The organism is Pseudomonas sp. TE3910 (assembly GCF_056279025.1).
The window spans coordinates 3,209,218-3,226,705 of record NZ_JBWBQN010000001.1; the positions used below are offsets into that span (position 1 = coordinate 3,209,218).

Consider the following 17,488-nt stretch of genomic DNA (forward strand, 5'->3'; position numbering starts at 1 on the left):
ATACCTCGCACTCACCTCCAAAATGTACCGTCCAACGACGCACTGTTGCGCGCCACCCTCTGGTTGATGGGCTTCGGCCAGCCCGTCGCAGAGGTAGACAGCCAGGCACTCAACGCTTTTGTACGACACCATGGTGTTGCAGGCCTGCTCGATCGCACGCGCGTCGAAGCCCTCGACCGGACGCACTCAACGGCACTCACCCAGGAACAGCGACGCATTGCATTGCGAGCCCTGCAACTGGGTGCGACGCTCCAGAACCTGATCCCGGCAATGACAGCACGCGGCTTGCAGCCGCTGGCGCTAAAGGGCCCGGCACTGGCCGTTCAGGCTCACGGCGCGCTCAGCACACGTGGTGGCGTAGACCTGGACATCCTGCTCAGCGAGGAGCAGTGGCCGGCAGCGCTTGAGGTATTGCAACAGCAGGGGTACGCGCCTGCGCCAGGGCAGCGCCTGCCACTTGCCAGAGGCACCCACGAGTTGGTCCTGCTGCACCGGGAACGTCGCCCGCGTGTCGAATTGCACCGTCGGCTGCTGCGCCACCGACACTTGATCGCGGACACCCAGGGGATGGCTCAGGAGGTTGACCTGCAAGGCACCCGGGTGGCCAGCCTCGACCCCATCCATGCTCTGCCTTACCTCATCGCGCATGCAAACCAGCATTGCTTTCGCAGACTGATCTGGCTGATGGATATTCACGCCCTGCTGCAACGACCCGATCTGGACATGCAGCGCGTTGCCCGCGAGATTCAGCGAACGGGCACCTGCGCGATGCTGGATACCTGCCTCACGCTGCTCGACACATTGTTCGGCACGCCAGTAGCCGCTCCACTCCAGCGGGTGCGCCGCCCTTGTCGGGCCAGCCACATCATGGCCGCGCTGGCGCTGGAGGCGATTCGTGAATCACTGTCCGACGATGAAGTGGCTCAACGCCTTGGCCCCTTGAAACGGGTGTCCATGGACATTGCCCTGCAGGACAGCCTGAGCGGGCGCTTGCATGCATTGAGTGGCTGGCTGAGCCCGACCGACAAGGACAGTAACTGGATGACGCTGCCACCGGCCCTGTCCTTTCTCTATCCCTTAATCCGCCTTTACCGACTCGCTAGACGGTTTCGTTGAATAGCCGCCCCAATGGCCGTGCGGCGCCATCAGCCATTGCACGAACGCCTCTCTGAGCCAGTGCAAGGCACGGGGCCGGGCTCAACGGCCTTTCAGTGACAACCTGCCAAGGCGCACGGCCGCGCGCGGATAGCCATTGCGAAGACTCAAGGGCCGAATCTGCCTGTGAATATGCGCGGTCAGTTCGGTCAGTCGTTGCGGGGTTAACGGCGCAGAGGTAACTGCCTGAGCACCAGGCCTGGCATAGACCCGCAAGTTGCCTTCATAAATGCCATGAGCCTCACGGCAGATGCGATGCACCGAGAAGCCATTATTGCGCAGCAGTGCTTCAAGGGTTTGCGCACAAAAATAGCTACGGTGGGAAACATGAATTTGCCACAAGCCCAGCCCAGGCCAATTGGCACCCATATCGGGTACTTCAATGACCAGCCACCCTTGCGGATCAATGAGCCCGGCTAATCATTGAAGCGCCTTGCCAGGCTCTTCCAGGTGCTCAAGGACATGAAACAAGGTGATCAGTTGCGGCTTGAACGGCAACCGAGTGCTTGCATTCAGCCCTTGCGCGCGAACCTTGTCTCCCAACCCCAGCGTGTGTACCGCATGATCGCGCTGCGGTCCGCCAGGCTCCAGGCCCAAGTACTGCTCACAGCCATTGCTGCGACACGCCGCGAGGAAAAACCCAAGGCCGGCCCCCACATCCAGCACCGACTCAACGGCACCGATGACCGAAGTAATCTCACTGTGCCGATAGCCTGCCATAAGGCGATAGTTCCAGAGCATCTTGTCCGAAGGTGGCTGGGCCATCAGACGCGGATAGACCTGTTCATAGAACGACGCCTGAACGTCCCCCTGCAGCCCGCGCGCCAAGTACACCAGACCACAACCACGGCATACCGAGAGATTCACTCGCAAAAAATAACGATCCCGGCGCCAGACCGGATGCGGATCATTTAACCCACAGGACGGGCAAGACAGCGTCACCAGGCGCTGGTCAAGCGTGCGCAGATCGGTGAGCAGGGAAAAGGCTCGAGGCACCGGCATTGATATCCATCCGTGAAGATTAAAGAACGAAACCGTGCCCGAAGAGGCCATGTCGCGCAAGTACCCTATCCAGAAGCACCTGCGAAGGCCTGAAAAAGCGGTCTCGATTAACTAAATGCAGGCGTAAATGCTGGCCAATTGCAACAGCCTGCAGGCTATGGCAAATTCACAACACCTCGACAGCATGGGTGTTCGACCGGATAGCGGACGGACGGCAGGAGGCCATCAGCGTTCCCTTCAGGTTGGATGCATGTACTCGACAGCAGCACAGGGCCCGCAGCGGCCTCAGGATGACGAAACTTCACTCGGCGAATTGTTCCTGCGTGTATTGCGCTTCTACCAACGCTTCGGCCGGTTACTGTTGCTACCAGCGTTGGTCCTGTCGGTGTGCGCAGCGTGGTGGGTTGCCCAACGCCCCCTGTATAACGTAACGGCCTTAGTTGAAGTTCCCGATATTTCGCTTGAAGAATGGCGACAAACTCAGTCGTTCCTGTGGGACGAACGCTGGGTGGCGAAGTCTTTTAGCGATGCGGATGGCGGATCAACACCTCCTCAACTCAAGCGAATGGCGCTAAACCCGGCGTATTGGGCCCGTACGGTACTCTACCGTTCGGCACTGAACAGAGACGATCTGCGCGACGTACCGGTCGCCGAACTCCAGAAGACCCGGGGCCTGGGCCTGAGCCTGTCAGTACAGGCGCGCGATGACGCGCAGGCCAGCCGTACCTTTGAGCTGCTAACCCGACATGTGCGCGAAGCCTTGCTGGCCAACAGCCTGATAGGCCTGATCCGTGAAGGCCAGCAGGCACTTGCCCGGCGCCCGCAGTTGCACCTCGACTTGCTGCAAACAGACTTCGACATCGAGCAGTACCGCCAACGTATCGAAGATATGCGCCGACTGTTGGAGCGTTACCCCGAACTGCGACACATGGAGGCCAACACCGTCGTGTCGGTGAGCGACGGTGGCGGCAAGTACCTCGCACCATTGCCGCAGATCGTGGCGCTGGAAGCGACCGTTTCCGAGCTGCAAGCCAAATCGCGCAAGCTCCGTCGTGAGCTGGAAAAGCTCGACTGGACAACACAATTGCTGACGGGCATGGACCAGACCGTCCGCAATGTCTCCTCCGGGGAGGAGATCATCGACAGGTTACGCGAGAACCGAAACAAACTGCTCGCCGACAACCCGCAACTGCCAACTGTTGCTCAAGAGGCAGTCCAGGACATGAGCCTCAAGCTGGCGCTGGCCGAGGCCCGGCAGCAGGCCATCGGCATCAAGACACGCTCGGCGCTTTCCAGTGTGCTGGTAACGGCACGCAACCCCGTCGTGGTCGGCCTGATCGTTTTCGGGGTGCTGTTTGCGGGGCTGTCGCTGTTGTTGGCGATCCATGCCCTGTTGCACCGGGATCGTGAAATCCTGACCTGGCTGCCACGCCCCCTGCGTCGCAGACTGATCGTCGAGGTGCGCTCATGATGCGCCTGTTGGTCACCGGTGGAGCCGGTATGCTGGGGCGTCGCGTTACCCGACAATGGCGCGAGGCCGGCGGCGAAGTTGCGGTGCTGGACAACCTGTCGAGCGGCCTGCCGATGCCGGACGAAGCCACCCTGGCGGTGTGCGGCGATCTGTGCAACAGCGAAACACTGACAGCCCTGCTGGACGCGTTTCGTCCAGATGCCATCATCCACCTGGCAGCGGTGCATCACATTCCCACCTGCGAAACCCAACGCGCTCACTGCCTTGACGTCAACGTCGTCGGTACCGAGCGATTACTGGCCGCCGCGGAGCAGGCAGATATCAGGCGCATCGTGATTGCGTCAAGCGGCGCCGTCTATGCCTGGCAGGAAGCCCCGCTGGCAGAACTCACCAGCCCGCTGGCGCCCTGCGACAACTATGCCCTGTCCAAGTACAGCAACGAACAACAGTTGAAGTTCTGGGCCAGCCGCGGCCAACGCGTGGGCCGAGCAGCCAGGATCTTCAACGCCATTGGCCATGACGATCCCAATGGGCACCTGATTCCCGAAGTGCTGGCACAACTGCGCAGTGCAAGCGATGGGCGCGTGCGCCTGGGGAACCTGACCCCAAGGCGCGACTACCTGCACGCTGACGACATCGCTCGCGGCCTGATCGCCATGCTGCTCGACCCTCGCCACGATGTTCCGTTCGATACCCTGAACCTGTGTTCTGGCGTGGAGCACTCCGTAGAGCAATTGGTCCGGCAACTGGGCCAGATTCTCGGCATGCCGGTAACGGTTGAAGTTGACCCGGCGCGCAAGCGCCGAGTCGACCGCCCCAGCCAACTCGGTGATCCCGGCCGCACGCTGGAACTGCTTGGCTGGCAGCCACGTTTGCGCTTCGATGAAGCCTTGCGAAGGGTCGTGTTTCCGGACAGTGCGCAGTGAATCCAGGCGCCTCTCAAGAGCCCGCTCAACCGACGCCTGGCAAACACGCTCGACACCCCAAGGCAGGGTCGATCAGCCAGCCGTTGCTCTTCGCGGCCTCGACGTACGCGCTGGGCCAAGTGGCCAATTTCCTGTTCCAGTTACGCCTGCTGTACCTGTTGGGCCCTTCGCAATACGGTGAAACCGGACTCGCCCACCTGCTGCTGGTTACGCTGATTTTCCTGGCGGACCTTGGCTACTCGTCACTGTTCCTGCGCGAATCCGGCAACTCGCCCGACTGGCAACACACCTGGCGATATGCCTTGGGACATCGGTTGGCCGCTACCGCCGCGCTGCTGGCCGCCAGCGCACTCGGCTGGCAGCTATGGGGCAGTGAGGGTGCCAGCCAGGAGTACCTGCTCTGGGCCGCGCCAGCCTGCCTGCTCGCGCTGTTCAATTATTCGTCGCCAATGATCGCCGAGGGGCGGCGCTTGGCCGGTCTGCTGGTCACACAAGTCGCTTGGCCCGCCGCACTGCTCTTCTGGTACCTGTTACAGGACACGCTCGCGCAGTCGATGGCGGCCACCGCCGGGCTATCGGTCAGCCTTGGCTATCTGGTGCAGGCACTCGTCAATGTGATCTGCAGCCGCCAACTCAAGCTCTGGCTGCCTTTGGTGGGCAAAGGTCAGATAGGCGCCGCTGTCCATCTCTCGCTGATCGGCATATGCGGCACCCTGCATGACCGGCTCACACCGTTTCTGCTGGCACCACTGGCACCAACTTTCCTGCCGTTTTTCCTGATCTTGAACCACGTGCTCAGCGGCCTTTCAGGGATACAGGCCCAGCTTGCACGGCTCCTGCTGCCCACTGCCAACACGGCACCCGGGCAGGCGCGGATTCTGACCGTGGCCTCACTGTTGCTGTGGGGCACAGCAACAGTGTTGCTGGCGGGCCTGCTGATAAAGGACCTGGCGTTGTTTACTGGGCAACGCCCATGGCTGGGGCTGGCAGCAATCGTGATATTCGCTTGGGGGCTCTCGGCATCGAGTGGGGTTCTCGCCACGCTGCTCATCAGTGCTCGCCTCGAGGGTCGCTTGATGAGGTTGCTGGTGATCGGCATGACCGGCAGCGCACTGCTGCAGATCGGCGCCGCTTGGGCAGGCGACGCCGGTTACCTTCTGTGGGCCCGCATGGCAGGCGTACTTGCGATATTGGTCTGGCAGCTCAAACTGCTCAAGCTGCGCTTCGGGCTCGCTGGGCTGACGACCCTGGCCCTGTCGTTGCTCGCGTGTGTTGCCGACGCAACCGATTGGGCGATGACGATCGGCACGGTGCTGTTGCTGCCAATCCTGATCGGACTGCTGCGGCAGATGCCCTGCTATTTGCCCGCCCGCCGCGCAGGCGCTCACCCATGAACACACCGGAGCAGCTGTCATGTGCGGTTTGATTGCAGTACGCGCGCTCCGCGCCTCCGCCGGCCTGGAACAACGGGCCAGATCGGCACTGGCGAGCCTGGCCCGACGTGGTCCGGATGCAGAAGGGCTACTCACCGTAGAGCAGGCACCCGCGACCCTGCTCGGCCATCGCCGACTGGCCATCCTCGATACCAGCAGCGCTGCCGAACAGCCTATGCGCTGCCCGATCAGCGGTACGGTGCTGGTGTTCAATGGTGCGATCTACAACTTTGTCGAGCTGCGCGAAGAGCTTCGCGCACTGGGCTGCCTGTTCGTCACAGACGGCGACACCGAGGTGCTGCTACAGGGCTGGCGCCTCTGGGGTGAGAAGGTATTTACTCGCTGCAACGGCATGTGGGCGGCGGTGCTATGGGATGCGCCCAGCGGCGATCTGATCTATTGCCGCGACCGGCTCGGCGTGAAACCGCTGTACCTGCATCACGATGGGCACCACGTAACGCTGGCCAGCGAAATCAGCGCAATTGCTGCAATGCGTGGCGGGTACCCAGCCCCTAACCCAGAGAAACTGTTCGATTTCCTGGTCACCGGTTTTTCCGAGCAAGGCAACGCCACGTTCTTTAGCGGCGTTCAGGCGGTACCGCCTGGCCAGGTCTGCCGCATGAGCCGAGCCGGGCGTTTCAGTGCCGCCCCTTATCATGACTGGCCCGAGCCCGGTAGCGCAGAACCGCTGTCGAGCACCGAAGTGCGCGAGCTGGTGGAAGATGCAATTCGCCTGCGCCTGCAGGCAGACGTCCCCGTGGCCAGCCTGCTGTCCGGCGGGCTGGACAGCTCCATCATCACGCGTGTCGCGCTTGGCGCCAGCCAGCAACACCGACAGCGGCTGTCGGGCGCCTTTACCTACGGCTATCACGACGCTGTGCAGTCGGCATTCGATGAGTCGGCCAGAGCCACAGCGTTCATGGGCGACAGTGGTCATGCGGCCTTGCATCGAATACTGCGCTTTAACCCCATCCCCTCAGCCGATGAGCTAATGAACTTGGTCAGCGTCCAGGGCGAGCCGTTCAGCACGCCGTCGGCGATTGCCGGCTTCAGAACCTACCGTGCCATCCGCGAACAAGGCTACAAAGTCGTGTTATCCGGGGAAGGCGCCGACGAGCTGTTCGGCGGGTACACCGCGCGTTACCACGCCCTGGCGACGAGGGATGCGTTCAAGGCGGGCAAACTGCTTCATATGATTCGCCTGCTCAGGTACCGCACTTTCGCGCCCGGCCTGCTCTTGAATCGCCTGGTCTGGGACCTGCCACTGCCTGCGGTGGGGGCATTGCTGCGGCGCAAAAGACCCAGCGTCGGCCTGATGAGCGAGGCACTCTGGGCGTCGCAGCGGCATCGCCTGGAATACCTGCAAGAACGCATGCGCAGCAATCTGGAAACCCGGCTGCGCCAGGATGAACTCGATAACCTGCTGCCCATGAGCCTGCGGATTGCCGACCGCAACAGCATGAGCGCGGGTATCGAACTGCGCAGCCCATTCATGGACCATCGCCTGGTGCAACGCGCCTTTGCCACCCCGGCATTGACGCGGGTGGGTGAAGGGCGCTCCAAGGCGCTGCTCCGGGACGCCTTCAAAGGGCTGCTGCCCGAGGCCATCATCGAAACGCCGAAGAACACCGGTTTCGGTCATGCCGAACAGTTTCTCGTCGGTCGTTTGCCGTGGCGCGAGTTGCTCGATGACCTGCCCTCCGGGCTGGCGGCATTCATCGACGTGGATGGGCTCCGCGCCCAGCTCGCCCAGCCCCGTCAGCACAGTACGTTGTGGCTGGCACTGTCAGTAGCGCTCTGGTATCGGAGGTTCCATGCGTGAGCACAGCGTGGACTGGGGGTTGGCAGCGGACTGCGGCCAGTGTCGCCTGTGCGGCAGCACCGAGGCACAGCGGCATTTCTGGCCGGAGGTCTATGCCCGATCAGGCCAGCAACTGAGGCGTTGCGGACATTGTGCGGCGGTTTATCTGGCGCCGGGCTTTACCGAAGCCGGCCTGTCGCGGTTCTATGAAGGCGCCTACCGCCGCCTGTTTCCGGCGGAAGTACCCTGGCACAGCACCACGCGCTTCTTTGCCTGGCGCGGCGACCGGGAAACTGCCCGCCTGCGTCTGTCGCTGATTGCGCCGAAGCTGCCACAGAAGGCGCATCTTTTTGAAATGGGTTCGGGCTTCGGTGCTTTTCTCGGCGAGGCCTCAATGCTGCGCCCAGACCTGCAACTGACGGCCAGCGAGCCGGACACGTCGCACCGCGGCGCCTTGCTGGCGCACGCGCAGGTCGCGTTCATCAATGACCTGGCCGCCCTCCCAACAGAGCACCTGGACGCGCTGGTAGCGTTCCATGTCCTGGAGCACCTGATCGACCCTCGGGGTTTCCTGGAACAGGCCGCACGCACGCTCCGAGTAGGCGGACAGCTATGGATAGAGGTGCCGGACCTGATGAGCGACTGGCAGACCCGCTTGTTCGTGCACCCGGCTCACTTGAGTTACTTCTGCGCCGACAACCTGCAACGCCTCGCCGAAGCAGCCGGTCTGCAGGTCACCTACTGCGGCGCTCATCCACTGACGGCATTGCCCGGTACGCTGTGGCTTGAAGCAAAACGCCCGGAACGCCTCGTGCAATCCCCCATGGCGCCCGCTGCCAAGGCAAGCGTCAACACCATTGATCAATGGATTGAACGGGTTGACTGGGGCCTCAAAGACCGCCTGAAGGCCATGCTCAAGCGTGCGGCCCTGAGCCTGCTCGGAGCTGGCGCGCTCGGCGAGCTGCAGCGCTGGCGCCAACATCGTGCCCGGCAGCGTCAGGAGCCGCGCCGATGAGGTTCGTGGCGCTGGTGATCATCATACTTTGGGTCCACTTGGGCGACCTTGGCAGTGCCTGGCTGTATGATGGCGGCGCGTGGCCTGGCGCGGGCGTGCTGCGCAATCTGCGCGACCTGCTGGTCATCGTCCTCGCGGGCTGCTGCCTGCTCAGCGTACGCATGCCGACGCGCCTGCTGCTGCCAATACTGGCCTATGGCAGCCTGGCAATGCTGTACCTGCTGTTCAATCGCGGCGGCGTCTCCTTTGGCATCCTGGTCGGCTCATTCGGCACTCTGCTGATACCCATGCTGTTCTTTCTGGCGGGCTATTACTGCGTCCGGGAACGCCAGCAACTGCGCAGTTGTGCCGCCCTGCTGATAACGCTGGGCATCGCCAGTACCCTGTTCGGCGCCTGGGAACAACGAAACACCCATTTCTGGATCGACACGCTCGCGTATCCGAGCTACATGCTGCATGTCAAAGGCTTGCTGCTGGGGGCTCAACCGGACACCGGGTTGCCCTGGAATTTCTACTCCAACCTCGAGCTGGATCGCCGGGCCGCAGGCCTGCTGGCCTCGCCTTTGGCCCAGGGAATGTTCCTCGCCGTCGTCGCGCTGACCGCAATCGCTTGGTTGGAGCGGCGTGCGCGCTGGTTCGGCCTTGCCTTGTGCGGCCTGATGTTCATCGGTATCTGGATGTCCGGGACACGAGGCGCCATGCTCGCGGGCAGCCTGGCGCTGGTCGGCTACCTGATGACCGGCACGACCTTGTTCCGCTCCCGGTATTCACGCCTGGTGATCGCGGGGTGTGCCTGTATTGCTATTGCCATTGCGTCATACGGCATCGTGCTCATCAGCATCCGATTTCAGGATGGTTCAACCATCGGTCACTGGATGGCCTTGCAGAAAAACCTTCAGGACTTGCCCAAGGTATTGCTGCTGGGAGCCGGGTTAGGTGAGCAAGGCGCAATCGCCGCACAAGAAAGCCGCCCGGCCATCGGTGGCGGTGAAGGGGCCATCTTCAGTATCGCCTTTCAATTGGGCCTGCCCGCCGCCCTGCTCTTCCTGTACTTCTATGCCAACGTCGCGCTGGCCTTGTGGCGCGGCTATCGCCAGCATCGCGAGCCCATGGCCCTGGCGGTTTTCTGGCTGTCGCTCGGTGTCGCCACGACCCTGATCAGTTCCGAGCACGTACTGGCAGTCTCCGGTACCGGCGCTTTCTGGCTGCTCTGCGGTGCCACACTGCGCAGCCTGCCCAAAACACAACATTATGCAGCAGGGATGCGCTATGAATACTCAGCCCGGTAACCGTCGGATCGACTTTCTCGGATGCCCCCTCGACCTGATCGCCCCACACGATCTGATGGAGGAAGCGAAGCGCTCCCTTGCCGGCGAGCGCCGCCTGCACCTGGAGGGCCTGAATGTTGCCAAGCTGGTCGACGCCCGTCGCGCACCGCTGCTGATGGGCGCGCTGAACGAAGCCGAGTGGGTGCATATTGACGGTGCCGGCATTTCACTCGGGCTCAAGCTTCTGGACATACCGGTCCCACCACGCCGCGCGGGCATCGATCTGTTGGGTGATCTGTGCGCCCTGGCAGCGGAAACCGGGGCTTCTGTCTATCTGCTGGGCGCTCGCAGGGAGGTGGTGCAACTGACTGCTCAGCGCTTACTCGGCCGCTATCCGAAACTGCGCATTGTCGGGGTGCGTGATGGTTACTTCAGCGCCGAAGAAGAAGCCGATGTGGTCGAAGCGATTCGCACCAGCGGTGCAGACATGTTGTTCATCGGCATGAGCTCCCCGAAGAAGGAGCTGCTACTGCAGAAACACTGGCAGCACCTTGGCGTAAAGATCGGCATGGGGGTCGGCGGCTCGTTCGATGTGCTTTCCGGCACACTGCCGCGTGCCCCTCGCTGGATGCAAGTCATTGGCATGGAGTGGTTTTTCCGGCTGCTCATGGAGCCCCGTCGCTTGCTATGGCGCTATGTACGGACCAACGTCGCCTACCTGTTTCTGTTGATCGTCGCCAAGTTCAAAGGCCTCTTCCAGCGCCACGCCGGGTCGGGCACCAATGCGTAAGGCACGCCTGGTCAAAGCCGCCCGGGCGTTCGGGCTGAGCAAACGAGGCTTCCCCTTCATGGTTCTGCGCTCCTCGCGCACACCCATGGGGCGCATTCGTTCGGTGGCACGATCTGAATACTTCGCCCATCGACCGTTGCTGCAGCGCTGGGCCTTGCGCGCCCTCATGACCCTGGCCTGGCCCATCGGTGCCCTGCTGGAAACCCGACGCAACCTGCGCCAAGCACCAGCGGACATACGTCCGGGCAGCCCCTGGGAGAGCGTTCGGCAGGGGTGGCAGATGTGGCGCCTGGCAATGCTGCACAATGTGCCGCCAGTAGAATTCAACAGCTACCGACTCGCCGATAAATCGCGCCAGCACCTGGCCGGCGATTACTTTTACTGGTGCGAGGCAAACCTGCTACGCACCTTGAATACGCGACGCGGCGCCTCGCATTCGGACGTTCAGGACAAGGCGCGCTTCGCTGACATTTGCCAGCGCCATGCCCTGCCCTGTATCCCCACCCTCGCCGTATTCCGCGAAGGGCGACAAGACCCTTCGCACACCCCGTTTCTGCCAGACCAGGCCAGGCTGTGGGTCAAGGACCTACACGGCAGCCAGGGTAGCGGCGCGCAACAGTGGCTGCGCGAAGCAACAGGCTACCGCGACATCAATGGCCAAACCCTGCAGCCCACTGCACTGGTGGAGCACTGGCGACAACGCGATTGCATTGTGCAACCCTGGTTGCACAACCATCCCACGCTTGCGGAGCTGTCCCACGGGCCGCTGGTAACACTGCGCATCGTCACCGGCATCACCCTGGCAGGCGAGGTGCAGGTGGTCGCAAAACTGATGATGCTGTTCACCGATGAACACCATGGCAGACGCCGCCCCATCCTCTGTGCGATCAATGCAGAAACCGGCAAGGTCACACGCAGCCTCACCGCCAAGGGCGACGTGGTTACGCATCATCCGTTGACGGGCAAGGCCATCACCGACCTTACGATCCCTCACTGGCAGGCCTGTGTGGAACTGGTGCAACGCGCCCATCGCCAAGCGTTTGAACGTTTCGTCTTTCTGGGCTGGGATGTCGCGGTAACGCCTGACGGTCCCGTGCTGATCGAAACCAACGCCGGCTGGGGATGCTTGTTTCACCAATTGATCGACGACACTGCGCTGGGTGATACGCCCTTTGCCACCATCGCACTGGAACATCTGGAAGCCTACCCATGCGCCTGATTTGCGGATTTGTACATCTGGATGGCCGAGCAGCCGAGGCCACATGCCTGGAGCGCATGGTGAGTGCGATGATCGAGCCAGGCTTGATACCGAGTGTCGCCCGCCTTCTGCAAGGGCCTGCCGCACTGGCAGTGCTGGATTTCAGTGGGGGGGAAGCCTCGTTGCCGCACGCAGCAAGCGGTGCAGTGATGGCTGCCGACGCCCGTATACACGAACCACAGATCGACGGCGAAAGGCAGCTACTGGCAGCGCTGGAAGCCCCCCACACCGAAGCGCTGAAACGCATACTCGGAGAGTTTGCCGTGGCGCTCTGGGATGCACGTTCGCGTACCATGACCTGCGCCCGCGATGGCATGGGGGTACGACCGCTGTTCTTCACCCATCAGCCAGGCAACCTGTTCGCCTTCGGCTCACTCCCCCGGGCCATCCACGCTGGCGGTTTCGTCACCCGAGAGCTTGATCAGGACTACTTCCTGAGTGACCTGCTCGGCGCCTTGCACGGACCGGAGCGTTCGCTTTTCAGAGGCATCGAACGGCTCGCACCGGGCGAGCGGATACGCGTATCGCCGCTGCACATCGAGCGCCAGCATCACTGGCGACTGGAGCCAACCCTCGGCGGGCAGCGTACCTGCAGCCCGGAAGAGGCCGCCGAAGAAATGGCCACGCTCGTCCGCGAAGCGGTGCGTTGCCGCTTGCCTGCCGAAAGGCCGGTAGGCGCTCACATAAGCGGTGGCCTGGATTCTTCGTCACTGGCAGTCCTGGCGGCCCGCCTGCAACGCCAGGCAAACCAGCCACTGTTGGGCTACTCCTTTCTGCCCGGCAGCCTGACCGGGCTGGACCTGCAAGGCGAAGGCGATTACGTCGAGGCCGTATTGCGTCAGGAGCCGGACATCGCCTGGCAGCCGATCCGGATCGACAATCAAGCAGCGTTTGTCTTCCCACGCATGGATGTCGATCAATTGGTACCGTGCGACCCGGCTTTTCCGGATAACCAGGTCTGCGCACATGCCGCCGCTCACGGCGTGACGACCCTGCTGTCGGGCTGGGGTGGCGACGAAGGGGCCACCTACAACGGTCGTGGGGCGCTGGCAGAAGCGTTACTGGGCGGGCAATGGCGCTACCTGGCCGGAGAGTTTCGGGCGCTGGCCAACGAACACGGCCAATCCCCACTTCGAACAATACGCGCCGAATTGTTGCCTTACCTGATACCGGGCGCCGCCCTCGCTTTCTTGCGCCAGCGGCCTACCGCCGGGGCTCATCCGTACAAACTGCAAGACATGTTGAGGCTCGACGACCATCGCATCATCGGCCCAGGCATCAGGATCGGCGCCAATGCGGTGGGCAATCGCTGGCAACTGCTGGCGGCACAGCCGCACCTGGCACGCAGGACCGAACACTGGGCGTTAATGGGTGCGCGCTATGGCATCGCGTTTACTTTTCCACTACTGGACCGCCGGGTCGTCGAGTTCGCCTGGTCGTTACCCAGCACGTTGTTTTGTCGCGGCGGATGGAAACGACGCCTGTTCCGCGATGCCATGGCCAATGTACTGCCCGAGAAAATTCGTTGGCGGCGTAACAAGCTCAGCCCATTTCCCGAACTACTTATGATCCAGGCGGCGCAACGCGACGCGCTGCACGCGCAGATGGAAGCACTGCGCGCCCATCCCCTCGCAGGCGATCTTTTTGACCTGCAGGCGATACAGCGCCGCATCGACCACCTGCCCACGGTAGAGGATGCAAAACACCTTGTGCTGGCCGAGAACCGGACGCGCATGGCCAGCGCAGGCGCCATTGTGCCGATGTCGCTGCTGCGCGCCATGGCCTGGTTGCTGCAACATCACTGAGCAGGGGGGGCGCCAGATGCTTCCTGGGAAAAACGAGCCAGCTCGCTAAAACCCTGGCTGGCAGGTATGCCGATCACCCCTTGCTCGCCTACGGTCAGCCAGGCATGGGCCAACATGCGGCGACTGCCATCCGTGCTGAGCGCCATACCAAAATGCAGGGTGGAGGCGATACCACGCCGACGCAGCATGCGCTGGGCAGCAATGGCTTGGGGCAGGCATAGCAGCGTCAATGGCAGGTGCCGAGCAGCACGCACCACAGCCCGCCCGACCTGCCCTGGCAATGCAGGGTGCAGGGGCGGCAGCGACGACACTTCAGCCCGCTGCGTTTGCCCTGACAACTCCCCGGCCCCTCTGGCGACCCAACGAAACGGTAAAAGCTTGAGCATGCTCGCCGCGCACAGGAGCGATACCGCAGCCTCCAGCGTCAGCCAGCGGTCGGCGCGGGACATACGCCTGTATTTAGCCAGCCAACGCATCGCTGACCTTGACCAAACCGCGTTCATGCAAGGCGCCGAGAAAGGTTTCCAGCTCCTGGCGTGCCACCTCAGGGGTAACATCGTATTCGGCAAGCAAAGTAGCAAGCATGGCCTGCACCATCAGCGGCTTCTCCAGAAGCGCCCAGATCCTGGCGCCAACCGCATTGAGGTTGAAGTACTTGCCCAGATCAACGCTCATCATCAACAACTCTTCACCCGCCTCAGCCGCGAGCAACCCTTCGGTGCGCTGGAACACGCCCTCTGAAAGCAGCCTTGTATCGATCATTAAACTCTCTGCTCCATGATTGTATGGGTCATCCGATAAAAACCATTACCGCGCGCGGCTCATAGGTAACCCAGACGCTCCATGAGCGGACGATGGGCGCACACAATGCGCTCTTGCTGTGCAGGGGATAACACCTCGGACCACGCCCCCGCCCGCCCCGAGCGGAAGAACGGCGCGCTGGCTCGGCCAAGCTTTTCCCGAAAGCCATGCGTCTGCTCCTGGCGCTGCAATTGATCGAACGCAGCAAAGTGCACGGCACGTTCTATGGCTTGGGCCGACACGTCGAGGCCCAGAAACGCAACAGCCTCAGCAAATGCTGCCGCACCATTGGCCAGCAAGTCCTCATAACGCAGCAGGTGCACAGGAACCTCGCGCTGCTCAAGCCAACTGCTCACATGCTGGCTCCAACTGTACAAGACGCTGTCGAATCGAGCGACATACCGGCGCGGAACACGGCCCACGTCACCGGAGCCGTCATTCAGATAGCCAATGGCCTTGTCGAGCGAACAGCCGAAATGATGGGACAGCGATACGGCCACGTCTCGCGGATCACGAACGACATACATCGCAACACTGTGGGTGAGTCGGCCAAGTATGGGCTCACCGGCAGCGTTGAGGCGCCAAAGGTCGTGCGTTTTGATATAAGAGCGTTCCGTCGCATCGGCTGTTGCCAATCGGGCCCACTGAGGTCGCAGCCGGTCCACTTCGCTGTGGGTCAACAGGCTGGTATCGATAAGTGTCAGCGCTTCAATGGTATGGCGGCTAATGGGCGAGTTGCCCGGCAAGGTAATGTGGTTGATATCGACCGGCTGCTCATCGGCATACAACAGATTGGACAGCAACAACCGTAACCAGGTATTGCCTGACTTGGGAAAGGAGGCCAACCACACCACGCCGTGATCGCGTGCTGTCATTTGGCGCTTTCCAGACAGCCCAGAACCAGACGCACATCATCGCCAAGCCGAGCAAAATCGGCGTGCCGATCAAGCCGAAACACCTGAACCTGCCCTAGCAACGCGGCTATCTGGACAAACAACTGCGCATCACGCCCCAGGCGCGACGCGAACAGCCCACGGAACACGTCATTACGAAGCAACGCGACGGCATCAGCGGACGAGAGCTGCACAAGCCCAGGACGGTGCGCCCCCCGCGCCTCACGCAATACTACGATGGCCTGCAAGGGAACGGGCACCGGTTGGCCTTCACTGGCCGGATCCACATGAAACTTCTGCAGGCTGGCCCGCACAGCTGCACCCTGACGGTCGTTCAGGGAAAGGCGTTCAACGCTATCAGCCCATAGCCGATGCTGACGCCCGTCCGGAATCACCAAGGGCCTGCCCGCAGTGGCCGTGTGAATGACCGATACATCATCACTGACAAAACTGCAGCCCGCCTCGCACAACGCCGCCGCCAAGGTGGATTTGCCCACCCCACTCGGCCCGCAAATCGCGACAGCCTGACCGTTGAAAGAAACGGCGGACGCATGCAGTACCAGGCGCTGGCGTTGATGCAGCAGCACACCGACCACGGTACTGAGAAAAAACGGCACAACATCGTCGTCGCGGCCAGAGGCTTCGAGCTCGAACTCAACCTGTCGGCCACCGGCAATCAGAAACCGAACGATCCCCGGCACCCGGAACAACACATCGGCACCGTCGACACGCCAATTCAGGCCGTGCTCCTGCTCTGGCGTATAAGGCAAAGGAACGGTTGCCCGTTGCACCAGCACATCCGGCTCGCTCACCAGGGCCTCGGCTCTTACGATGCCGGGCAGCAGCAACTCGGAACGGACAGAGAGCCCACAAACAAGATAATCGACCAAGGTGGACCTACGTGTATTAGCAATGAACTCATTCAAAATTGCTTGGCCCGGATCCACGAAAGGCTAGGCTGCGATCACTCAGGAACGCGCCGGCCGCCAGTGAGCGCTAGAGGCGTGATGAACATCGTAGATGCCTGTCAGCCGTTTAAACACTTCAGAGACAAAGCGCTAGCGTACAAAAGCCAAGGGATATCACTCGCCGAACGGCTGCGCGGGAAGCAGATTAGGAAACAGGCCCAACTGTTACGGAGGTCTCGGTCGCATAATAGAACTTGGTCGCCTCAGTAAGACTGTTAATGCTTTGATCGCGCACCTCAGGGGTAAACCACTCTTTTTTCTGGCTCTCGGGCTGGGCGCCCTTTGCATCAACAGTATTGTGGGAGGTCACGACCAGTATCCTTTGGCAGGTTTTACTGCAGCCAATCCGCAGCAAAAAAACGGTTTAAAGCCTACATAATTGCTTTTTGCTATACAAGACATGCCCGTCAAAGTACTCCTGTCGATGGGCGCCAGATCATATGCCAATAGGGACCTGACTGGCCGGTCTGCTCGAAGCCCAGACGCCGGTACAGCCGCAGAGCCGGGTTGCTCATCTCCACGTTGAGGCTGACGGTCTTGCCCTGCATGCCGGCCTGACGCTGCACCGCACGCAGCAGCGCCGAGCCAAGCCCGATGCCGCAGCTCTCCGGGGTCAGGGATACATCGACCACCCGTACATCGTGATCCGTCCCGAACAGGCAAAGCCTGCCAACGGCGCATGCATTGTGTTCGACGATATAGAAATCGCCCCCGGCATAGGCGTTGGCATAATGACGGCGCTGCAAATCAAACTGGCTGGCCAGGAACGTATGCCGCATCTGTTCCGGCCACGCCGCAAAACCCGGGTCCGCAGCTCGGTTCGAGACGAAAAGCCGTTCCAGGAACGGCCTGTCGTCAGGGTTCTCGCCGCGCAATGCCAAGCCCGACAGCAGATATTCCAT

General features: G+C 61.9%; 17 protein-coding genes. 10 read left to right on the forward strand and 7 right to left on the reverse strand.

What is annotated here, in order from left to right:
* Positions 1 to 45: 45 nt before the first annotated feature.
* Positions 46 to 1,116, forward strand: coding sequence for a nucleotidyltransferase family protein (locus ACZ9H3_RS14670; protein WP_476221270.1), 1,071 nt, complete (start codon positions 46 to 48; stop codon positions 1,114 to 1,116).
* Between the two features lie 81 nt (positions 1,117 to 1,197).
* Here the strand turns inward: ACZ9H3_RS14670 and ACZ9H3_RS14675 are convergent, their stop codons facing one another.
* Both ACZ9H3_RS14675 and ACZ9H3_RS14680 read right to left on the reverse strand, forming a co-directional pair.
* Positions 1,198 to 1,524: a hypothetical protein gene (locus ACZ9H3_RS14675; RefSeq protein ID WP_476221272.1), complete on the reverse strand. Its 327-nt coding sequence runs from the start codon at positions 1,522 to 1,524 to the stop codon at positions 1,198 to 1,200.
* A gap of 51 nt (positions 1,525 to 1,575) precedes the next feature.
* A complete protein-coding gene (locus tag ACZ9H3_RS14680; protein ID WP_476221274.1) occupies positions 1,576 to 2,157 on the reverse strand; it encodes a class I SAM-dependent methyltransferase in 582 nt (193 codons plus the stop codon).
* Positions 2,158 to 2,407: 250 nt separating this feature from the next.
* Here ACZ9H3_RS14680 and ACZ9H3_RS14685 point away from each other — a divergent pair, with 250 nt between their 5' ends.
* Genes ACZ9H3_RS14685 through ACZ9H3_RS14725 form a run of 9 tightly spaced genes read left to right on the forward strand, consistent with a single transcriptional unit; the run spans position 2,408 to position 13,924 of the window.
* A complete protein-coding gene (locus ACZ9H3_RS14685; RefSeq protein ID WP_476221276.1) occupies positions 2,408 to 3,628 on the forward strand; it encodes a hypothetical protein in 1,221 nt (406 codons plus the stop codon).
* Positions 3,625 to 4,554, forward strand: a complete 930-nt coding sequence (locus tag ACZ9H3_RS14690; RefSeq protein ID WP_476221278.1) for an NAD-dependent epimerase/dehydratase family protein — start codon at positions 3,625 to 3,627, stop codon at positions 4,552 to 4,554. The genes ACZ9H3_RS14685 and ACZ9H3_RS14690 overlap by 4 nt, the downstream gene beginning before the upstream one ends.
* Positions 4,551 to 5,948 (forward strand): hypothetical protein, encoded by a 1,398-nt coding sequence (locus tag ACZ9H3_RS14695; RefSeq protein WP_476221280.1) that lies wholly within the window; start codon positions 4,551 to 4,553, stop codon positions 5,946 to 5,948. The genes ACZ9H3_RS14690 and ACZ9H3_RS14695 overlap by 4 nt, the downstream gene beginning before the upstream one ends.
* A 19-nt stretch (positions 5,949 to 5,967) precedes the next feature.
* Positions 5,968 to 7,809 (forward strand): asparagine synthase (glutamine-hydrolyzing), encoded by a 1,842-nt coding sequence (asnB, locus tag ACZ9H3_RS14700; protein ID WP_476221282.1) that lies wholly within the window; start codon positions 5,968 to 5,970, stop codon positions 7,807 to 7,809.
* Positions 7,802 to 8,803 (forward strand): class I SAM-dependent methyltransferase, encoded by a 1,002-nt coding sequence (locus ACZ9H3_RS14705; RefSeq protein WP_476221284.1) that lies wholly within the window; start codon positions 7,802 to 7,804, stop codon positions 8,801 to 8,803. Before asnB ends, ACZ9H3_RS14705 begins: the two co-directional genes overlap by 8 nt.
* Positions 8,800 to 10,092: an O-antigen ligase family protein gene (locus ACZ9H3_RS14710; RefSeq protein ID WP_065759747.1), complete on the forward strand. Its 1,293-nt coding sequence runs from the start codon at positions 8,800 to 8,802 to the stop codon at positions 10,090 to 10,092. The genes ACZ9H3_RS14705 and ACZ9H3_RS14710 overlap by 4 nt, the downstream gene beginning before the upstream one ends.
* Entirely contained in the window at positions 10,073 to 10,861 is a 789-nt protein-coding gene (locus ACZ9H3_RS14715; protein ID WP_099776305.1) for a WecB/TagA/CpsF family glycosyltransferase, read from the forward strand. The genes ACZ9H3_RS14710 and ACZ9H3_RS14715 overlap by 20 nt, the downstream gene beginning before the upstream one ends.
* Positions 10,854 to 12,080 carry a sugar-transfer associated ATP-grasp domain-containing protein gene (locus tag ACZ9H3_RS14720; RefSeq protein ID WP_476221287.1) on the forward strand — a complete coding sequence of 409 codons (1,227 nt, stop codon included), beginning with the start codon at positions 10,854 to 10,856 and terminating at the stop codon, positions 12,078 to 12,080. Before ACZ9H3_RS14715 ends, ACZ9H3_RS14720 begins: the two co-directional genes overlap by 8 nt.
* Positions 12,071 to 13,924, forward strand: a complete 1,854-nt coding sequence (locus ACZ9H3_RS14725) for an asparagine synthetase B family protein (protein WP_476221289.1) — start codon at positions 12,071 to 12,073, stop codon at positions 13,922 to 13,924. The genes ACZ9H3_RS14720 and ACZ9H3_RS14725 overlap by 10 nt, the downstream gene beginning before the upstream one ends.
* On the opposite strand, the gene ACZ9H3_RS14730 is transcribed toward ACZ9H3_RS14725, so the two are convergent.
* The 5 genes from ACZ9H3_RS14730 to ACZ9H3_RS14750 all read right to left on the reverse strand — a co-directional run bounded on the left by ACZ9H3_RS14730 (position 13,918) and on the right by ACZ9H3_RS14750 (position 17,488).
* Positions 13,918 to 14,373 carry a lasso peptide biosynthesis B2 protein gene (locus ACZ9H3_RS14730; RefSeq protein WP_476221291.1) on the reverse strand — a complete coding sequence of 152 codons (456 nt, stop codon included), beginning with the start codon at positions 14,371 to 14,373 and terminating at the stop codon, positions 13,918 to 13,920. The genes ACZ9H3_RS14725 and ACZ9H3_RS14730 overlap by 7 nt on opposite strands.
* Positions 14,374 to 14,383: 10 nt before the next feature.
* Positions 14,384 to 14,686 (reverse strand): PqqD family peptide modification chaperone, encoded by a 303-nt coding sequence (locus tag ACZ9H3_RS14735; RefSeq protein ID WP_476221293.1) that lies wholly within the window; start codon positions 14,684 to 14,686, stop codon positions 14,384 to 14,386.
* A gap of 59 nt (positions 14,687 to 14,745) precedes the next feature.
* The gene (locus ACZ9H3_RS14740; protein ID WP_476221295.1) at positions 14,746 to 15,600 is read right to left on the reverse strand and encodes a sulfotransferase domain-containing protein; all 855 of its coding nucleotides are present in this window, start codon (positions 15,598 to 15,600) and stop codon (positions 14,746 to 14,748) included.
* On the reverse strand, positions 15,597 to 16,430 hold the full coding sequence (locus ACZ9H3_RS14745; protein ID WP_476221297.1) for an AAA family ATPase: 834 nt from the start codon (positions 16,428 to 16,430) through the stop codon (positions 15,597 to 15,599). The genes ACZ9H3_RS14740 and ACZ9H3_RS14745 overlap by 4 nt, the downstream gene beginning before the upstream one ends.
* 563 nt (positions 16,431 to 16,993) lie before the next feature.
* Complete coding sequence (locus ACZ9H3_RS14750) at positions 16,994 to 17,488, reverse strand: GNAT family N-acetyltransferase (RefSeq protein ID WP_330522449.1); 495 nt, start codon at positions 17,486 to 17,488, stop codon at positions 16,994 to 16,996.